The sequence below is a fragment of the Streptomyces sp. NPDC107550 genome (assembly GCF_055639095.1).
This window is the reverse complement of sequence record NZ_JBVKBC010000006.1, coordinates 275,229-293,218: the sequence shown is the minus strand read 5'-3', so window position 1 is coordinate 293,218 and position 17,990 is coordinate 275,229. Positions and strand designations below refer to the sequence as shown.

16 protein-coding genes and 1 riboswitch are annotated in these 17,990 nt (G+C 71.8%); of the genes, 12 read left to right on the top strand and 4 right to left on the bottom strand.

Going from position 1 to position 17,990, the window contains the following annotated elements; genetic code table 11:
• The first annotated feature begins 52 nt into the window (after positions 1 to 52).
• From qcrC to ACZ7LY_RS11940, 5 genes are all read left to right on the top strand, one after another.
• Complete coding sequence (gene qcrC / locus ACZ7LY_RS11960; protein ID WP_471624403.1) at positions 53 to 862, top strand: cytochrome bc1 complex diheme cytochrome c subunit; 810 nt, start codon at positions 53 to 55, stop codon at positions 860 to 862.
• A complete protein-coding gene (gene qcrA / locus ACZ7LY_RS11955; protein ID WP_471624402.1) occupies positions 859 to 1,914 on the top strand; it encodes a cytochrome bc1 complex Rieske iron-sulfur subunit in 1,056 nt (351 codons plus the stop codon). Before qcrC ends, qcrA begins: the two co-directional genes overlap by 4 nt.
• Complete coding sequence (qcrB, locus tag ACZ7LY_RS11950) at positions 1,911 to 3,548, top strand: cytochrome bc1 complex cytochrome b subunit (protein WP_471624401.1); 1,638 nt, start codon at positions 1,911 to 1,913, stop codon at positions 3,546 to 3,548. Before qcrA ends, qcrB begins: the two co-directional genes overlap by 4 nt.
• Before the next feature lie 122 nt (positions 3,549 to 3,670).
• Entirely contained in the window at positions 3,671 to 4,735 is a 1,065-nt protein-coding gene (trpD, locus tag ACZ7LY_RS11945; RefSeq protein WP_471624400.1) for an anthranilate phosphoribosyltransferase, read from the top strand.
• A gap of 87 nt (positions 4,736 to 4,822) precedes the next feature.
• A riboswitch (SAM riboswitch) is annotated at positions 4,823 to 4,940 on the top strand.
• Positions 4,941 to 5,151: 211 nt separating this feature from the next.
• Positions 5,152 to 6,561, top strand: a complete 1,410-nt coding sequence (locus ACZ7LY_RS11940; protein ID WP_471624399.1) for an aminotransferase class V-fold PLP-dependent enzyme — start codon at positions 5,152 to 5,154, stop codon at positions 6,559 to 6,561.
• 30 nt (positions 6,562 to 6,591) lie between these two features.
• Here ACZ7LY_RS11940 and ACZ7LY_RS11935 read toward each other — a convergent pair whose 3' ends face one another.
• Both ACZ7LY_RS11935 and ACZ7LY_RS11930 read right to left on the bottom strand, forming a co-directional pair.
• Positions 6,592 to 6,873 (bottom strand): Lrp/AsnC family transcriptional regulator, encoded by a 282-nt coding sequence (locus tag ACZ7LY_RS11935; RefSeq protein WP_471624398.1) that lies wholly within the window; start codon positions 6,871 to 6,873, stop codon positions 6,592 to 6,594.
• Between the two features lie 40 nt (positions 6,874 to 6,913).
• Positions 6,914 to 7,693 carry a rhomboid family intramembrane serine protease gene (locus ACZ7LY_RS11930; protein ID WP_471624397.1) on the bottom strand — a complete coding sequence of 260 codons (780 nt, stop codon included), beginning with the start codon at positions 7,691 to 7,693 and terminating at the stop codon, positions 6,914 to 6,916.
• A gap of 117 nt (positions 7,694 to 7,810) precedes the next feature.
• Between ACZ7LY_RS11930 and ACZ7LY_RS11925 the strand changes: the two genes are divergently transcribed.
• The 5 genes from ACZ7LY_RS11925 (at position 7,811) to ACZ7LY_RS11905 (ending at position 13,323) form a co-directional block, all read left to right on the top strand.
• Positions 7,811 to 8,050 (top strand): hypothetical protein, encoded by a 240-nt coding sequence (locus tag ACZ7LY_RS11925; RefSeq protein WP_471624396.1) that lies wholly within the window; start codon positions 7,811 to 7,813, stop codon positions 8,048 to 8,050.
• Between the two features lie 32 nt (positions 8,051 to 8,082).
• Entirely contained in the window at positions 8,083 to 9,441 is a 1,359-nt protein-coding gene (locus ACZ7LY_RS11920; RefSeq protein WP_471624395.1) for an NYN domain-containing protein, read from the top strand.
• A gap of 308 nt (positions 9,442 to 9,749) precedes the next feature.
• The gene (locus tag ACZ7LY_RS11915; RefSeq protein WP_471624394.1) at positions 9,750 to 10,775 is read left to right on the top strand and encodes a C40 family peptidase; all 1,026 of its coding nucleotides are present in this window, start codon (positions 9,750 to 9,752) and stop codon (positions 10,773 to 10,775) included.
• Positions 10,776 to 11,032: 257 nt separating this feature from the next.
• Entirely contained in the window at positions 11,033 to 12,067 is a 1,035-nt protein-coding gene (locus ACZ7LY_RS11910) for a C40 family peptidase (protein ID WP_471624393.1), read from the top strand.
• Positions 12,068 to 12,102: 35 nt separating this feature from the next.
• Positions 12,103 to 13,323, top strand: coding sequence for a hypothetical protein (locus ACZ7LY_RS11905; RefSeq protein WP_471624392.1), 1,221 nt, complete (start codon positions 12,103 to 12,105; stop codon positions 13,321 to 13,323).
• 52 nt (positions 13,324 to 13,375) lie between these two features.
• Here ACZ7LY_RS11905 and ACZ7LY_RS11900 read toward each other — a convergent pair whose 3' ends face one another.
• On the bottom strand, positions 13,376 to 13,906 hold the full coding sequence (locus ACZ7LY_RS11900) for a PadR family transcriptional regulator (RefSeq protein WP_471624391.1): 531 nt from the start codon (positions 13,904 to 13,906) through the stop codon (positions 13,376 to 13,378).
• Positions 13,907 to 14,011: 105 nt separating this feature from the next.
• Here ACZ7LY_RS11900 and ACZ7LY_RS11895 point away from each other — a divergent pair, with 105 nt between their 5' ends.
• Entirely contained in the window at positions 14,012 to 15,340 is a 1,329-nt protein-coding gene (locus ACZ7LY_RS11895; protein WP_471624390.1) for an MATE family efflux transporter, read from the top strand.
• Here ACZ7LY_RS11895 and ACZ7LY_RS11890 read toward each other — a convergent pair.
• Positions 15,301 to 16,545, bottom strand: a complete 1,245-nt coding sequence (locus ACZ7LY_RS11890; protein WP_471624389.1) for a glycosyltransferase 87 family protein — start codon at positions 16,543 to 16,545, stop codon at positions 15,301 to 15,303. The genes ACZ7LY_RS11895 and ACZ7LY_RS11890 overlap by 40 nt on opposite strands.
• 97 nt (positions 16,546 to 16,642) lie before the next feature.
• Here ACZ7LY_RS11890 and ACZ7LY_RS11885 point away from each other — a divergent pair, with 97 nt between their 5' ends.
• On the top strand, positions 16,643 to 17,785 hold the full coding sequence (locus ACZ7LY_RS11885; protein WP_471624388.1) for a glycosyltransferase family 4 protein: 1,143 nt from the start codon (positions 16,643 to 16,645) through the stop codon (positions 17,783 to 17,785).
• Positions 17,786 to 17,990: the final 205 nt, after the last annotated feature.

The following is a 17,990-nucleotide window of genomic DNA, read 5'->3' as shown; positions in this document are numbered from 1 at the left end:
CCGACACATTCCAGTAGCACCGACGCAGAAGATCCTGACACCGGGGTAATCCGTGAAAAAGCTCTCCGCACGACGACGCCATCCGCTGGCGGCGGTCGTCGTCCTACTCCTCGCGCTGGCGGCCACCGGGGGGCTGTACGCCGCGTTCGCGCCCGCGAGCAAGGCGCAGGCCGATGAAACCGCCCAGTCCCTCGCCATCGACGAGGGCAAGAAGCTCTACTCCGTCGGCTGCGCAAGCTGCCACGGAACCGGCGGTCAGGGCACCTCCGACGGGCCGAGCCTGGTGGGCGTCGGCTCCGCAGCCGTCGACTTCCAGGTCGGCACCGGCCGTATGCCGGCCCAGCAGCCGGGCGCGCAGATCCCGCGCAAGAAGGTCATCTACTCGCAGGCCGAGATCGACCAGCTCGCGGCGTACATCTCGTCGCTGGGCGCCGGTCCGGTCACGCCGACCTCCAAGGACTACAGCCCGGACGGTGCGAACATCGCCAAGGGTGGCGAGCTGTTCCGCACCAACTGCGCGCAGTGCCACAACTTCACCGGTGAAGGTGGCGCACTGACGCACGGCAAGTTCGCACCCAGCCTCGAGGGCGTCCAGCCCAAGCACATCTACGAGGCCATGCAGACGGGCCCGCAGAACATGCCGTCGTTCCCGGACACGACGATGACCAAGCAGAACAAGAAGGACATCATCGCGTACCTCGACGCGGTCAACGGTGACAAGACCGAGAGCCCCGGTGGCCTCAAGCTGGGCGGGCTCGGCCCCGTCAGCGAGGGTCTGTTCGCCTGGATCTTCGGCCTTGGCAGCCTCATCGCCGTTGCCATCTGGGTCGCCGCTCGGACCGCAAAGGCCAAGAAGTCATGAGTAGCCAAGACATTCCAGAAGAGAACCTGCCCGCAGCGCAGGACACCGACGAGCACGGCTCGCTCGCGGTGAAGGACGACCCCTTCGCCGACCCCGGGCTGCCGCCGCACGAGCACCGCATCCAGGACATCGACGAGCGTGCTGCCAAGCGGTCCGAGCGCGTCGTGGCGATGCTGTTCACGATCTCGATGCTGGCGACCGTGGGCTTCATCGCCTCGTACGTCACCATCGACGTCAGCAAGAGCATCTACGTCTTCCCGATCGGGCACATCAGCGCGCTGAACTTCGCGCTGGGCCTGACCCTCGGCGTGGCCCTGTTCTGCATCGGCGCGGGCGCGGTCCACTGGGCCCGCACCCTGATGTCCGACGAAGAGGTCGTCCAGGAGCGCCACGCGATCGAGGCGGAGCCGGACGTCAAGGCGAAGGTCCTCCAGGACTTCGCCGACGGTGCGCGCGAGTCGCAGTTCGGCCGCCGCAAGCTGATCCGCAACACGCTGTTCGGCGCCCTGGCGATGGTCCCCCTCTCCGGTGTCGTCCTGCTGCGCGACCTCGGGCCGCTGCCCGAGAAGAAGCTGCGTACGACGGCCTGGAAGAAGGGCCTCAAGCTCGTCAACATGAACACGAACCTTCCGCTGCGTCCCTCGGACATCGCGGTCGGCTCGCTCACCTTCGCCAAGCCCGAGGGCGTGGAGGAGCACGACGAGGACTTCCAGAACGTCATGGCCAAGGCGGCCCTGATGCTCGTCCGTATCCAGCCGGACAACATCAAGGACAAGCAGGAGCTCGCGTGGTCGCACGAGGGTGTGGTCGCGTACTCGAAGATCTGCACCCACGTGGGCTGCCCGATCTCCCTGTACGAGCAGCAGACGCACCACGTGCTCTGCCCCTGTCACCAGTCCACCTTCGACCTCTCCGACGGTGCGCGGGTGATCTTCGGTCCGGCCGGTCACGCGCTGCCGCAGCTTCACATCGCTGTCGACGACGAGGGCTACCTCGTGGCCCAGGGCGACTTCGCTGAGCCCGTCGGTCCTGCCTTCTGGGAGCGCGGATGAGTACTACGACCACCACAGAAGCGCCTTCGCGTGAGAAGGCACCGGCCGGCGAGCGTCTCGCCGACTGGGCGGACGGCCGCCTCGGGGTCTACTCCCTGGCCAAGTCCAACATGCGCAAGATCTTCCCGGACCACTGGTCCTTCATGCTCGGTGAGATCTGCATGTACAGCTTCATCATCATCATCCTCACGGGTGTGTATCTGACGCTGTTCTTCCACCCGTCGATGAACGAGGTCGTCTACGACGGCACGTATGTCCCGCTCCAGGGGCAGACGATGTCGGAGGCCTTCAACTCGACGATGCACATCTCCTTCGATGTGCGTGGCGGTCTGCTCATCCGGCAGATCCACCACTGGGCCGCGCTGATCTTCCTGGCCGGCATGTTCGTCCACATGATGCGCGTGTTCTTCACCGGTGCGTTCCGCAAGCCGCGTGAGGTCAACTGGCTGTTCGGCTTCCTGCTCTTCGTCCTCGGCATGTTCACCGGTTTCACCGGTTACTCGCTCCCGGACGACCTGCTCTCCGGCACCGGTGTCCGCTTCACCGAGGGTGCGATCCTGTCCATGCCGGTCGTCGGCACGTACATCTCGTTCTTCCTCTTCGGCGGCGAGTTCCCGGGCGGCGACTTCGTCGCGCGGTTCTACTCGATCCACATCCTGCTGCTGCCGGGCATCATGCTCGGCCTGATGGTGGCGCACCTGATCCTGGTCTTCTACCACAAGCACACGCAGTTCGCGGGCCCTGGCAAGACCAACAAGAACGTCGTCGGCATGCCGCTGCTCCCGGTCTACATGGCCAAGGCGGGTGGCTTCTTCTTCCTGGTCTTCGGTGTCATCGCGGCCATCGCCGCGGTCGCCTCGATCAACCCGATCTGGTCCATCGGCCCGTACCGGCCGGACCAGGTGTCCACCGGCGCCCAGCCCGACTGGTACATGGGCTTCGCCGAGGGTCTGATCCGTGTCATGCCGGGCTGGGAGATCAACCTGTGGGGCCACACGCTCGTCCTGGGCGTGTTCATCCCGCTGGTGGTCTTCGGTCTCGTCCTCGGCGCGATGGCGGCCTACCCGTTCATCGAGTCCTGGGTCACCGGTGACAAGCGCGAGCACCACATCCTGGACCGCCCGCGCAACGCCCCCGTCCGTACGGGTCTGGGCGTCGCGTGGATCACGATGTACATGGTCACGCTCGTCGGTGGTGGTAACGACCTGTGGGCCACGCACTTCCACCTGTCGCTGAACGCGATCTCCTGGTTCGTCCGGATCTTCTTCTTCCTCGGGCCGGTCATCGCCTTCATCGTCACCAAGCGGATCTGCCTCGGCCTCCAGCGCCGGGACAAGGACAAGGTGCTGCACGGGCGCGAGTCCGGCATCATCAAGCGCCTGCCGCACGGTGAGTTCGTCGAGGTGCACGAGCCGCTCGAGGCCGAGGCCCTGCACACGCTCACGGCGCACGAGCAGTACAAGCCGCTCGAGCTGGGTCCCGAGGTCGACGAGAACGGCGTCGAGCGCAAGATCACGCGCCGCCAGAAGCTGCGCGCGAAGCTCTCGAAGGGCTACTACGGGGAGCACAACCAGATCCCCAAGCCCACCGCTGAGGAGTTCAAGGAGATCACGGACGGCCACGGCCACCACTGATTCTCTGACACTGTCCGCCACGGCAGGAGCCCTCGTCCAGGCACTGGACGGGGGCTCTTTGCCGTGCCCGCGCATGGATAAGGTGGGACGGCTCAGTTCGAGAAGACACCACAGGAGCGGCCATGAGGCTTGAGTCCCCCGCTGGAGGCGACACCGCGGCGGGCCGTTCCTGGCCCTCCGTACTCAACGGCCTGCTGGAGGGCCGCGACCAGAGCGCCGACGACACCGCCTGGGCGATGGACCGGATCATGCGGGGCGAGGCCACCGACGCGCAGATCGCCGGGTTCGCGGTCGCGCTGCGGGCCAAGGGCGAGACCGTGCAGGAGATCACCGGGCTCGTCCGGGCGATGTACGAGCACGCCAACGTCATCGACGTCCCCGGCGACACCGTGGACATCGTCGGCACCGGCGGCGACGGCGCCAAGACCGTCAACATCTCCACGATGTCCGCGATCGTCGTCGCCGGCACCGGCGCCAAGATCGTCAAGCACGGCAACCGGGCCGCGTCCTCCGCGTCCGGCGCCTCCGACGTCCTGGAGAAGCTCGGGGTCAATCTGGAGCTGACGCCGAAGCGGGTCGCGGAGGTCGCGGAGGAAGCCGGCATCACGTTCTGCTTCGCCGTGAAGTTCCATCCGGCGCTGCGGCACGTGGCGGCGGCGCGGGGTCAGCTCGGCATCCGCACCACGTTCAACTTCCTGGGCCCGCTGACCAACCCGGCCCGCGTCCGTGCCCAGGCCGTCGGGGTCGCCGACGCCCGGATGGCGCCCATCGTCGCCGGAGTCTTCGCCGAGCGGGGCAACTCCTCGCTCGTCTTCCGCGGCGACGACGGCCTCGACGAACTGACCACCACCGGCACCTCCCGCGTCTGGGTCGTCCGGGACGGCCAGGTGCGCGAGGAGGCGTTCGACCCCCGGGACGCCGGCATCGAGACCGTCTCCATCGAGGCCCTGCGCGGCGGCGACCCGTCCTTCAACGCCGAGGTCGCGCGGCGGCTGCTCGACGGGGAGCGCGGGCCCGTCCGCGACGCCGTCCTGCTGAACTCGGCCGCCGCCCTCGTCGCCGTACGACCGGGGGAGGGGACGCTCACCGAGCAGATCCGGGCGGGGATGGAGCGGGCCGCCGAGTCCATCGACTCCGGCTCTGCGAAGGCCGCGCTTGAGCGCTGGGTGGTCGCCAGCAACCGCTGAGCGGCGCGCGGGTGTGACGCAGGGCGCAGTCCGGATCGTGGACTGCGCCCTTGCCGTCCGCGAGACGTATGGCAGGATGCTTTCCAAGGTCATGAGTGACAGCGATTACGGCCCCGGCCCGCTGTCCGGCAACCCTCCGTCCGTGGCGGGGTGCCCCGGGTGAAGACCAGGCCGTAGGCAGCGAGGTCTACGGCAAGCGCGGACCCCTCGCGAAACCAGGGGTCCTGGGTCGTTCGAGGGAGCAGTCTCGTGAGCAAGCGAATGCGCTAGGGCTTTCACGCCCCTTCTCCATTTCACCCTCCGCGTGGCCGTGTTCTGTCACGCGTCGAGGTCGACACCCGTACGCCGAGGGCCTTTTGGCGCCCCCGTACGGGGACACGCATCCGACTCGCCTTGTCGTACCGGGAGATACCGCCATGTCCGCACGCCCCGCCGTCACCGCTTCCGCCGTCTCCGCCGCGTCCGTCCCGTCCGCCGACTGCGGCGCGGACCCCGTCTGCGGCGCCCCGCTGCCCGTCCTCGGCCGGGACGTCACCGTGCCCCTGGTGACCGGGGGAGAGGTGACGTACGCGGCGCTCGACTACGCCGCCAGCGCCCCCGCCCTCCAGCGCGTCTGGGACGACGTCGCCGCCTACGCGCCCTACTACGGCAGCGTGCACCGGGGCGCCGGGTACCTCTCGCAGCTCTCCACCGACCTGTTCGAGAACTCCCGGGCCACCGTCGCCGAGTTCCTCGACTGCCGCGAGGGCGACCAGGTCGTCTTCACCCGCTCCACCACCGACTCGCTGAACCTGCTCGCCGCCGCGCTGCCCGCCGACTGCCAGGTGTTCGTCTTCGAGACCGAGCACCACGCGTCCCTGCTGCCCTGGCGCGATGCCCGCGTCACCTACCTCAACGCCCCCCGCACCCCCGACGAGGCCGTCCAGACCCTGGAGCGCGCCCTCGCCGACCGCGACCCCTACGGCCCGGCCCTCGTCTGCGTCACCGGCGCCTCCAACGTCACCGGTGAACTCTGGCCGGTGCGCGAGCTGGCGGCGGCCGCTCACGCGCACGGTGCCCGCATCGTGCTCGACGCCGCCCAGCTCGCGCCCCACCACCCGGTCTCCGTACGGGAGTCGGACGTCGACTGGGTCGCCTTCTCCGGGCACAAGCTGTACGCGCCGTTCGGCTCCGGCGTCCTCGCGGGCCGCGCCGACTGGCTGACGGAGGCCGAGCCGTACCTCGCCGGGGGCGGCGCCTCCCGCAAGGTCGCCCGGCGCGCGGACGGCGGCGTGGACGTCGAGTGGCACAGCAGTGCCGCCCGCCACGAGGCCGGCTCGCCCAACGTCATCGGCGTCTACTCCATCGCCTCCGCCTGCAAGGCGCTCACCGAGGCCGGGTTCGACTCCCTCGTCGCCCGCGAGCAGTACCTCATCGGCAAGGTGCGGGCCGGGCTCGCCGAGGTGCCCGAGGTGAAGGTGCTGTCGCTGTTCGGGGACGACGCGCCGCGCGTGGGCGTGCTGTCGTTCGTCGTGGAGGGCTGGAACTCCTCGCACTTCGCCGCCGCGCTCTCCGCCGAGTACGGGATCGGGGTGCGCGACGGCCTGTTCTGCGCCCACCCGCTGGTACGGACGCTGCTCGGCTCCGACCCGCAGACGCAGGGGGAGTGCGGGGCGCCCGAGGCCGCGCCGGGCGAGAAGTCGCTCAACGCCATCCGCGTCAGCTTCGGCGCGGGCACCCCCGACGAGCACGTCGAGCGGTTCGTCGCCGCCGTCACCGAGCTGGTGCGCGACGGCGCCAAGTGGAACTACCGCACGCAGGACGGGCGGTGCGTGCCGGCCACCTGAGCGGCCGGCACGGAAAGGGGGGGCGGCGGCTCAGCTGTCGAGGCCGATGGCGAACGCCGCCTCCAGGTCGTGCTGGGAGTACGTGCGGAACGCGACGTGCGTGTCCGTGCCCTCCACCCCGGGGATCTTGCTGATCCGGCCCGGGATCACGTCCGCGAGGTCGTCGTGGCGGGGGACCCGGACCATGGCGATCAGGTCGTAGGTGCCGGTGACGGAGAAGACCTCGGTGACGCTGTCGAGCGCCGCGATCGACTCGGCGATCTCGGGGATCCGGTCCACGCTGGTCTTGATGAGGACGATCGCGGTGATCACGGCTGGCTGTCTCCCTCGGTGGCCGTGCGGTGGGTCGCCCTCACTCTAGGGCCTTTCCCGTTCCCGGCGCGGGCCCGGTGGCCTGGTCGGGGGCCCGACCAGCGCCGGGAACGGACTCGCGGCCCCGGCCGCCCCGGTGGTAGCGCAGCCACGCGTAGACGAACCCGAGGGAGAAGCCGACGAGGTGCGCCAGATAGGCGACCCCCGGCCCCTGGCTGTCCTGACCCGCCGCCGCCCACTGGAGCGCCACCCAGAACGGCAGGACCACCCACGCGGGAAACCGCAGCGGCAGGAAGAACAGGAACGGGAAGACGCTGGTGACGCGCGCGTCGGGGAAGAGATAGAGGAACGCGCCGAGCACCGCCGAGATCGCCCCCGACGCCCCGACCAGCGTCTGTCCGCTGCTCGCGTGGGCGATGGCGTATCCGAGCAGCGCCAGATAGCCGGTGACCAGGTAGAACAGCGCGTACTGGAGGGCGCCGAGCCGTTCCTCGGCCATCGCCCCGAAGACGTACAGGAACAGCATGTTCCCCAGCAGGTGCACCCAGCTTCCGTGCACGAACAGGGCCGTGAGCGGGGTGAGGGCGGCGCGCGGGGATCCCGTGAAGAGTTCGGCGGGGATCACGCCCCAGCGCGCGAAGTACGCGCTCTGCGCCGCGAGCAGCCGGTCGCCCGTGCCGTACGAGGGATTGAGCCCGGACGCGGGCGACAGCACGAAGACCGCGCAGCACAAGCCGATGATTCCGTACGTGACCGGAGCCGGGTGGCCCCTGAGGAATGCGGTCACCTTTGCGATCGCGTCGCGCCCGTTGCCGATCATGGGGACGAGCATGACGCACGGCGGGGAGCGGGCGGTGCACGGCAGGCCGTAGGGTTACGGGCAATACACCGAGCACCACACCACACGCGCGCGTACGCGAGGAAGAGACGCCCTGAGATGACGGTTCCCCTGCCGACCGCCACCACCCGCTGGCGCTGCACGCTGTGCGGCAACCTGACGCGGTTCGACGTGACCCGCTCCTCGAAGGTCGTCGAGTACGTCCATCTCGACCTGGCCGGTGAGCCGGACGTCGAGGAACGGCAGGTGGTCAGTGAGACCATCGAGTCCGTGCGCTGCCGCTGGTGCAACGCGGTGGATCAGGTGGAACTGGTGGACAGGCCGGGCGCCGACTCCTGAGGGAGCGGCCCCACAGCGACTTGGGGTGACGGATGGTGGAGAGCACGGGAGGGGAGGCCCAGAGCGCTGAGCAGGCCGCCGCCGAGATGCTCGACCGGCCGTTGCCCGAGGGTGTGCGGCGCAGGGTCGTCCAGATCGTCTCGGACGGCTTCGGCGCGCTCACCGTCGGCGAACTGCCGCCGCAACTGCGTCAGTACGCGCGCTTCACACCGACCCGCCGGGTGAAGTTCGCGGGCAACGCGATGGCGGCCGCGGTGGAGAGCGAGACGCTGTTCCGCCAGCGCATCGCGGGCCGGCTGCGCGAGGCGCAGCCCGAGCTGGCGAGCGCCCTGGACGCGGGCACCCCGCCGCCCGCCGCCGACCCCCTGGACGTGGCGGCCGCCGCGTACGTGCTGCGGCCCGCCGGCTGGGTCAAGCTGGTCGCCGCCGCCGGTGAGGAGGCGCAGCGCGCGGACGCCGAGCGCGTGGATGAGGAGACCCGCGCCGAGCTGGAGCGGCTGCGCGCGGCGCTCGCCGAGGCGCAGGCCCACACGAAGGCCGAGACGGAGCGGCTGCGCGCCGAGTGCGACGCCGCGAAGCGTGAGGCCGAGGCCGTGCACCGCAAGCTGCGGGCCGCGCTCAGCGACGTCAAGCGCGGGGAGGCAGCCGCCCGTAAGGCACGCGCCGAGACGGAGGCCGTCCGCGCCGAGGGGCAGGCCCAGGTGTCCGCCGCCGAGAGCGAGAGCCGGCGGCTCAAGGCGCGGCTCGGCGAGGCGGAGGCGGCGCTCGAAGCCTCCCGCCGGGCGGCCCGCGAGGGGCGCAGCGTCGAGGACATGCGGGTGCGGCTGCTGCTCGACACGGTCCTGGACGCCGCTCAAGGGCTGCGCAGGGAGCTGGCCCTGCCGCCGGTGTCCGCGCGCCCCGCCGACACGGTGGACGCCGTGGAGCCGGGACGGATGACGCCGAAGGACATCGCGGCGCGGGCGCTGCACGAGCACGACCCGGCGATCCTCGACCAGTTGCTGGCGCTGCCGCAGGCCCATCTCGTCGTCGACGGCTACAACGTGACGAAGACCGGCTATCCGACGATGCCGCTGGAGAAGCAGCGGCTGCGGCTGCTCGGGTCGCTCTCCCAGCTCGCCGCGCAGACCGGCGCCGAGGTCACCTGTGTCTTCGACGGCGCCGAACTGGCCGCGCCGGTGCTGCTCGCGCCGCCGCGCGGGGTGCGGGTGCTGTTCTCCAAGCCGGGGGTGACGGCGGACGAGCTGATCCGCCAGCTGGTGCGGGCGGAGCCGCCGGGCCGGCCGGTCATCGTGGTCTCCACGGATCGCGAGGTCGCCGACGGCGTGGCGAAGGCGGGCGCCCGGCCCGTCGCGTCGGTGATGCTCCTCAAGCGGCTCTCGCGCGGCTGACCGTGACGTCGCTTCGGTCCCGCTCTATCGCGTACGTCACATGCGCAACAAGCAGGGCTATTGCCCGGATTGACGAGACCTTCACACAACGTAGTGTCAGACGGGCATCACTGCACGTGAGTTGTGTGCAAAGAATGCAGGTTGTGGCCGAGATTTTTCTCGTCAGGATTTGAACTGATCACAAGAAGGTCACTAGGGTCAGGGCTCGAACCTCCGCTCGGGTGATCACTCACAAGAGGTGAGTGACGGTGGAGGACACCGCCCACCGGGTGTCTGTGGGCGGCTGAAGGAAGAAGGAGCTCGCCTTCGTGGCGTCCCACCGTCGACCCAAGCAGCCGAGCCGCACCCGCGTGACCGTGCTCACCGCGACCGCCGCCGCTGCCGTTGCCCTCACTTCGCAGGCCGCCAACGCCGCGCCCAAGCCAGACAAGAGCGAGGTCAAGGCCAAGGTCGACAAGCTCTACGAAGAGGCGGGCAAGGCCACCGACCTCTACAACGGGGCCAAGGAGAAGCAGAAGAAGCTCAACAAGGAGATCGGCGAGCTTCAGGACAAGGTCGCGCGTGGCCAGGAGGAGCTGAACGAGCTGCGTTCGGGCCTCGGTTCGCTCGCCAGCCAGCAGTACCGCTCCGGTGGCATCGACCCCTCCGTGCAGCTGTTCCTCTCCGCCGACCCGGACGACTACCTCGACAAGGCGTCCACGCTCGACTCGCTCTCCGCGCAGCAGCTCGAGTCGCTGAAGAAGGTCCAGGAGAAGCAGCGCACCCTCGCGCAGGAGCGCGCCGAGGCGTCCGAGAAGCTCAAGGACCTCGCCGACACCCGCACCGAACTGGGCAAGAAGAAGCAGGAAGTCCAGGGCAAGCTGAGCGCCGCGCAGAAGCTGCTCAACACGCTCACCGCCCAGGAGCGGGCCAAGATGGCCCAGGACGAGAAGCGCGCCAGCCGCTCGTCCGCGAGCCGCGTCGACCTCGGCAACGAGGTGCCCGCCTCCAAGCGCGGTGCCGCCGCCCTCGCCGCCGCCGCCACCCAGATCGGCAAGCCGTACGTCTCCGGCGGCACCGGCCCCAACTCCTACGACTGCTCGGGCCTGACCCAGTGGGCGTACAACCAGGCCGGCGTCGGCATCACCCGCACCACGTACACCCAGCAGAACGACGGCCCGAAGATCGGCATGAGCCAGCTCAAGCCCGGTGACCTGGTCTTCTTCAACAGCCTGGCGCACGTCGGCCTGTACGCGGGCAACGGCCAGGTGCTGCACGCCCCGCACCCCGGCGCCGTCGTGCGCTACGAGTCGATGAGCACCATCGGGTCGTTCCAGTTCGGCGTCCGGATCTGAGCCGCCGACTCCCGTCCGCCGGGGGTCCGTTCACTTCTCGTACGAACGGAACGACACGAGCCGAAAACGCGCCCGTTCGGGCGAATTACGGCACCCTTCACTGACCGCGCGCCCCGCCCATGACCTGCGTCATAGGCGGGGCGCCGTGCTGTGCGCGGTGGCTTCGGTCGTTGGCCGGGGGGTGGTCACACGGCTACTGTCGGCGCGCATTCCCCCGATCGCGGGGGTTCCGTCAGCGGAAGGGAGAGCGGTTTCCCGTGGGGTCCCATCGCCGTAGCGCGCACTCTCGGCTTTCCGGTCCCGGTCCCGGCACGCGCACCACCGTGCTGACCGTCGCCGCGGCATCGGCCGCGGCAGCCCTCGGCGCGGTGCCCGCGGGGGCCGCGCCCCAGGACCGGCCGAAGGCCACCAAGGCCGAGGTGGACCGCCTGTACGAGCAGGCGGAGCAGGCCACCGAGGCGTTCAACAAGGCCGACGAGCGCGCCGGCAAGCTCCGCGCCGAACTCGCCGCCTCCCAGGACCAGCTGGCCCGCGGCCTGGAGCGGATCAACAAGATGCGCCAGGGCCTCGGCATGGTCGCGGGCGCCCAGTACCGCTCCGGCGGTCTCGACCCCTCGCTCGCCCTGATGCTCTCCTCCGACCCGGCCGGCTACCTCGACCGGGCCAGCACCCTCGACCGGATCAGCGCCCGCCAGGCCGGCGAACTGACCGATCTGCGCGACGCGCAGCGCGCCCTCGCCCAGGAGCGCGCCGAGGCGCAGCGCAAGCTCGACGCGCTGGTCACCACCCGCAAGGCGGTCGCCCGGCACAAGCGGACCGTGGAGACGAAGCTCGCCGCCGCCCGCCGCCTGCTCAACGCGCTGCCCACCGCCGACCGTGCCGCCTTCGACGCGGCCTCCCGGGGCGAGGCCCGCCCCGACCTGTCCGGCGCGGGCCCCGCCTCCTCCTCGCGGGCCGCCGCAGCCCTCGCCGCCGCCCGGTCCGCGCTCGGCAAGCCGTACGTGTGGGGCGCCAGCGGCCCCTCCGGGTTCGACTGCTCGGGCCTCATGCAGTGGTCGTACGGCAAGGCCGGGGTCGGGCTGCCGCGCACCTCGCAGGAGCAGCGGTACGCGGGCCGCCAGGTGCCGCTGTCCCAGGCGCGCCCCGGCGATCTCGTCGCCTACGGGTCCGACGCCCACCACATCGCCATCTACGCGGGCAACGGCCAGGTGATCCACGCGCCCCACCCCGGCGCCCGGGTGCGCTACGACCCGGTCGGCATGATGCCGGTCTCGTCCGTCACCCGCGTCTGAGGACCCGGCGCCGCCGACCCCGTACGATCTGCTCGATGGCTGGTCGTCGGCGTGCGGTGCGGCGCAGGGCGGGGTGCTTCGGGGCGCTCGGCGTCCTGCTGCTCGGGCTGCCCGCGCTCACCGGCTGCGGCGCCCGGGGCGGCCCCGCGCCCGCCGACTCCCGTACCGCGACCGTGCAGCGGCTCCTCGACCGGCGGGCCGCCGCGGTCCTCGACGGCGACCGCGCCGCCTACCGCGAGACCGGCGGCGCCGAGCCCTATCTGCCGCTCGACCTCGCCGAGGTGCCGCTCGCGTCCTGGGCGTACAAGGTGACCCGCGTCGAGGGCGGCGGCTCGCGGCTCACCGTCTCCGCCGACCTCAGCTACCGCGTCCGCGGCTACGACAAGGCGCCCGTGGTCGCCGCCCGCACCCTGTCCGTCGAACGCGTCGGCGGGCGCTGGCGCGTGACCGGGGACGAGCCCGCGAAGAAGGCCGGGCGGCAACTGTGGGAGGAGGGCCGGATCACCGCCGTGCGCGGCGCCCGCAGCCTGGTCCTCGGGGTCGGACAGGAGCGGGCGGTGCTGCGGGCGTACGCGAAGCTCGCCGACGACGCGGTGCCCGCCGTGGACGGCGCGTGGCGCGGTCCTTGGGCGCGCAAGGTCGTCGTCCTCGTGCCCAAGTCCCTCGACGGGATGGGCCAGTTGCTCGGCGCGCCCGCCTCCGGCTACCAGGGCATCGCCGCCGTCACGACCGGCGAGGCGGGCGGCGGCGCCCCGACCCCGGCGGACCGCGTGATCCTCAACCCGGAGGCGTACGGCGTCCTTGGCTCGCTCGGCAAGCAGGTCGTCCTCACCCACGAGACGACGCACGTGGCGACCCGCGCCGCGACCTCGCCCGCGACGCCGCTGTGGCTGTCGGAGGGGTACGCGGACTGGGTCGGCTACCGCGACACCGACCGCACACCCGGGCAGGCGGCGCCCGAACTCCAGCGCGCGGTACGGGACGGCACGGCGCCGGCGGACCTGCCCGACGACGCGGCGTTCGGCTTCAGCGGCGACGCGGGGCGGCTGGCGCGGGCGTACGAGAGCGGCTGGCTGGCCTGCCGGATGATCGCCGAGCGGTGGGGCGAGGAGAAACTGGGCGCCTTCTACCGGGCGGTCGGCGCCCATCAGCGGCGGGCGGGCGCGGTCGAGGGCGCCCTGCGGGACGTGCTCGGCGTCGACGAACAGGAGTTCACGGCCCGCTGGCGCGCGTACGTCCGCTCCGAACTGGGCTGAGGGCCTTGGCCCCGGCTCTCTGACATCCGGCCGGCCGGCGGGGCTCCAGCGGTTAGCGGCGCTCCAGCGCGGCCAGTGCCTCGCGCAGCCACTCCTTCTCCGCGCGGCCCGTCGCCCGCGCCACCCGCAGCATGCCCTGCCGGAACAGGTCGTCCGGCTCCTCCGCGCGCACCGGCCGGCCCTCGTCGTCGTAGAAGAAACTCGCCGGGGTGTCGAGGAAGGCGAGGCGGCGCCGGAGAACGGCCGCCTGTTCGGCGCGGTCGGGCAGGTGGCGCAGGAACGCGAGGACGGTGTTGAACCGCGTGCCGTCCGTGATCTCGATGTCCTTCGGCGCGCGCAGCAGGGCGAACAGGGCCGCGCGCCCCTCGTCGGTGAGGGACAACATGCGGCGACGGGCCGCGGAGGCGCCGGGTTCGGCGCGCTCGGAGAGCAGGCCGGAGGCGACGAGCCGGTTGATCGCGGGGTAGAGCGCGCCGTCGCTGACCGGGCGGACATGGCCGCTGAGCGCCTTGATGCGCTCCTTCAACTCGTAGCCGTGCAAGGGCTGTTCGTAGAGGAAGCCGAGGATCGGCAGCTCCAGCATGCGCGCTCCAGGGGCGGTTGCGGGTCCGGACCGCACCATGGTACCTCTTTTCGAGGTAAGGGTACCTCGAAAAGAGGTACAGGGGTCGGGGAAGGGACGGGCGCCGTGCAGGCCGCCGCACACCGCAAGACACTCGCCGGGCTCGCGCGGCCCGTGTACTTCTCGCTGCTCGCCTCCGTGGCGGCCGGGATCGTCAACACCGTGTGGGTCGCGCGGCTCGGCGGCGACGCCGTCGCGGCCGTCGCCGTCGCCACCAACGTCGAGAACGTGCTGCTCGGCGTCGCCCTCGTCTTCGGCTCCGGCACCACCGTCCTCGTCGCCCACGCGCGCGGTGCCGAGGACGCGGGCGCGGTCCGCCGTGCCGTACGCGGCGGCGCCGGACTGTGCGCGCTCGTCGTGCCGCTGGTCGCGGGCGGCGGCTTCCTGCTGCGCGAGGACATCGCCCGGCTCGTCCTCGGCGGCGAAGGACCGGCCCTCGGCCTCGCCACCGCCTACTTCGCCGTCTCCCTGCCCGGCATGGCGGTCTTCTTCGCCCAGCAACTCGTCGACGGCCTCCTCAAAGGCGCCGGCGACACCCGCACCCCGCTGCGCCTCGCCCTGCTCACCAACGCCCTGATCCTCGTCCTCGACCCGCTGCTCATCCACGCGTACGGGGTGGTGGGCGCCGCCGTGGCCACGGTCGCCGCCCGCCTCGCCGCACTCGGCACCGGGTGCCTCGCCGTGCGCCGCGACCCACTGCTGCGCGCCTGTGCCGGCGTGCCGGTCGCCGAGTCACGGGCCGCTTCCGTGCGGCGCACGCTGCGCACCGGCCTGCCCATGTCCGCCGACTTCACCGTCCGGCAGGGCGGCGCGCTCGCCCTCGTCGCCGTCGTCGCCCGGCTCGGGGTGACGGCCGTCGCCGCGTACGCCGTCGCCTACAAGGTGCTCTACGTCGCCACGATGGCCTTCTACGCCGTCCGGCAGGCCGCCGCCATCCACACCGCCCACCGGCTCGGCGCGGGGCACCGCGAGCGCGGGGCGATCGGACGGCAGGCGGTGCTGCTGGCGGGGACGGCCGCACTGGTCGCCGCCGCCCTGTTCCTCGTCCTGGCACCGTCGCTGATGCGGGCCTTCGGGGCGTCACCCGCCGTCGGCGCCGAGGGCGTGACGTTCCTGCGCTGCGTCGGGCCCTACCTCGTGCTGCTCGCCTGCTTCATCGCGCTCGGCGGCGTCTTCGAGGGCGGCGGGGGAGCCAGGCACACCCTGCGCGTCACCGTCCTCGGCACGCTGCTCCAACTGCCGTGCGCGCTGTGGCTGTCGGAGCGCTGGGGGCTCGCCGGGGTCTGCGCGGCCCTCGGCGCGTCCATGGCCGTGCAGTGCGCGGCGCTGGCCCTGCTCGCGCGCCGGGCCGCGCGTCAGGAGGAGGCGGTGACCGGGTTCTCGTGGGTGGGCTGAGACGGGAGCGCGGCGAGGCCGTCGGCGGGCGGCTCGGTCACCGTCGCCCGCCACAGCCGGCGGCACGCGGACAGGGAGGCGGCGACCAGCAGGCCGTTGCGTACGAGGAGCAGGGTCAGGCCCAGGGCGTCACTGGTCACGACGTGCGAGAACCAGATCGGGAACTCCAGGAACGTCACCAGCGTCGCCGCGAGCACCAGCCCCACCGGCAGCGTCATCCGGCTCTCCCGGAACAGCAGGCACACGGCGGCGAGCCCCACCAGCCACAGCATGTACTGCGGGCTGATCACCCGGCTCGTCGTCGTGAACAGCAGCACCGCCGTCAGCGCCGCGTCCGCGAGCGTCGCCGTGCCCCACACCCGCGCCCGCAGCCGCCACAGCACCAGCCAGCCGAACGCCAGCACCGTCAGCCCCTGCGCACAGGCGCTGACCACGTCCACGTACGGGCCGAGGAACTCCACCGAGCCGTAGTTGAGCTGCACCGTGCCCGGCCAGCCGAACTGGCGCGCCACGTGGAACACCAGTGAGCCCAGCGACTCCACCTCCGTGCCCCGGTCCCGCTGGAACGTCAGGAACGCGAACGCCCCCGGCATCGCCAGCGCGCACACCGCCGCGATCCCGGCGCCGGTCGCCGCCGCCATGCCCCACGCCTCCCGCGTCGGCCGGCCGCGCCGCACACCGACCAGCAGCAGCGCGGGCCACACCTTCAGCATCGCGCCGACCGCCGCGAACACCCCGGCCGCGCGCGGATTGCGGGCCGCCGCGAGCAGCGCCGCGACCGCCACCGCCGTCACCATCACGTCGTAGCGCGCGTACACCGTCTGCCCCAGCAGCGGCAGGCCCGCGACCCACACCCACACCCCGCGCCGCGAACCGCCGTGCCGCTCCGAGACACGCAGCAGCATCAGCAGCACCACCGCGTCCGCCGCGAACGCCAGCAGGAAGAACGCCGACGCGTACGACAGGAACGGCAGCAGCGCGGGGGAGAGGATCGCCACGGCGGCGGCCGGCGGGTACTGCCACGTCACATCGTCCAGCGGGAACGTTCCGCCGCTCAGGACCTCGAACCAGCCGTGGTAGATGACCGACACATCGCTCGTCACGTCCGGGCCCGGCACCACCAGCACCTTGAAGACGCACAGCAGCAGCACCGTCCTCGTCACCACCCAGACGAGGAGCGGCGCGGCCGGGTTTCGCGTCTTCATTCGAACCATCGAGCCATCATGCCGTTCGCGCGTGCGCGCACGCCATGACCCCGCCGTGTCGCGCGCCCCACCTGGCACGTTCGGTACTGTCGGCGGCGTGCACAAGACCCTGATCGTCACGAACGACTTCCCTCCCAGGCCCGGTGGCATCCAGGCGTTCCTGCACAACATGGCGCTGCGCCTGGACCCCGAACAGGTCGTCGTCTACGCCTCCACGTGGAAGCGCGGCCACGAGGGCGCCGAGGCCACCGCCGCCTTCGACGCCGAACAGCCGTTCACCGTCGTGCGCGACCGTACGACGATGCTGCTGCCGACGCCGCGCGTCACCCGGCGCGCGACCGCGCTGCTGCGCGAACACGGCTGTACGTCCGTCTGGTTCGGGGCGGCCGCGCCGCTCGGCCTGATGGCCCCGGCGCTACGCCGCGCGGGCGCCCGGCGGATCGTCGCCACGACCCACGGCCACGAGGCGGGATGGGCCCAACTGCCCGTCGCCCGCCAGTTGCTGCGGCGCATCGGCGAGGGCACGGACACGATCACCTACCTCGGCGAGTACACCCGCTCCCGGATCGCCGCCGCGCTCACGCCAGAGGCCGCCGCCCGCATGGTCCAACTCCCGCCGGGCGTCGACGAGAAGACCTTCCACCCCGGCTCCGGCGGCGACGCGGTGCGGGCCCGGCTCGGGCTCAGCGAGCGGCCCGTCGTCGTGTGCGTCTCGCGGCTCGTGCCGCGCAAGGGGCAGGACACACTCATCCGTGCGATGCCGCGGATTCTGGCCCAGGTGCCGGACGCGGTACTGCTCATCGTCGGGGGCGGGCCGTACGAGAAGGAACTGCGGGAGCTGGTGCGGCGGACCGGGGTCGAGGACAGCGTGCGGTTCACCGGGGCGGTGCCGTGGGAGGAACTGCCCGCGCACTACGGCGCCGGGGACGTGTTCGCCATGCCGTGCCGGACGCGGCGGCGGGGGCTGGACGTCGAGGGGCTCGGCATCGTCTACCTGGAGGCTTCCGCGACGGGGCTGCCCGTGGTCGCCGGGGACTCGGGTGGGGCGCCGGACGCGGTTCTCGACGGGGAGACCGGGTGGGTCGTGCGGGGCTCTGACGTCGAGGACGTCGCCGGGCGGGTCTGTACGTTGCTGCTGGATCGCGGGGTGCGGGAGGGCATGGGGCGGCGGGGGCGGGCCTGGGTCGAGGAGAAGTGGCGCTGGGATCATCTGGCCGGCACGCTCCGCACCCTCCTCTGACCCATCGCCGCCCAGCGCTTCGCGCCGTTAGGTTGTCGTTCACCTGCGGCCCGGTGGGGGCTGGTCGCGCAGTTCCCCGCGCCCCTGGAGGGGCGACTGCGTCGCCACCTCCATCGGGGGAGGCAGGGGCGAAGCCCCGCCTCCAGGGGCGCGGGGAACTGCGCGCCAAGCCACGACGAAAGTCGAGGAAACCCACCGGCGGAGC